Origin of the sequence: Kitasatospora nipponensis (assembly GCF_039528135.1) — a bacterium.
Taxonomy (GTDB): Bacteria; Actinomycetota; Actinomycetes; order Streptomycetales; family Streptomycetaceae; genus Kitasatospora; species Kitasatospora nipponensis.
On record NZ_BAAALF010000728.1, the window covers coordinates 1 to 696 of the forward strand.

Sequence of the window (696 nt, forward strand, 5' to 3'; positions counted from 1 at the left end):
AACATCTCCACCGTCTGGAACCAGGCCGCGATGGGCCAGGCCCTGCTCAACTCGACCATCGTGGCCGGTCTTGTGTCGCTCTCCACCGTGCTGTTCTCCACGCTGGCCGGCTTCGCCTTCGCCAAACTCCCGTTCCGGGGGCGGAACATCCTGCTCACCCTGGTGGTGGCGACCATGACCATCCCGCCCCAGCTCAGCGTCATCCCGCTGTACCAGATCATCACCGACCTGGAGTGGGGCAACCAGCTCCAGTCGGTGATCCTGCCCTCGCTGGTGGCCGCCTTCGGGGTGTTCTTCATGCGGCAGTTCCTGGCCGAGGCACTGCCGGTGGAGCTGATCGAGGCCGCCCGGGTGGACGGCGCACGGGAGTTCCGGCTGTTCCGCAGTGTGGCGCTGCCGATGATGGTGCCCGGTCTGGTGACCGTCTTCCTGTTCCAGTTCGTGGCGATCTGGAACAACTTCCTGCTGCCGTACATCATGCTCGGCGACGACTCGAAGTTCCCGGTCACCGTGGGTCTGTACTCGCTGCTCCAGCAGGGCGCCAACGCCCCCGCGCTGTACACCCTGGTGATCACCGGTGCGCTGCTCTCGATCGTCCCGCTGATCGCGCTCTTCCTGGGACTCCAGCGTTACTGGCGCATCGACCTGCTCTCCGGCGCCGTAAAGTCCTGACTGTCCGCCAGCTCCATCTGTTGA

Annotated in this window: 1 protein-coding gene; it reads left to right on the forward strand. The window is 65.2% G+C overall.

Translation table 11 applies throughout. The annotated features are described in order from the left end of the window. On the forward strand, positions 1-672 hold a 672-nt coding region (locus ABD323_RS42960), incomplete at its 5' end, for a carbohydrate ABC transporter permease (RefSeq protein ID WP_344447468.1). Between the last annotated feature and the right edge of the window lie 24 nt (positions 673-696).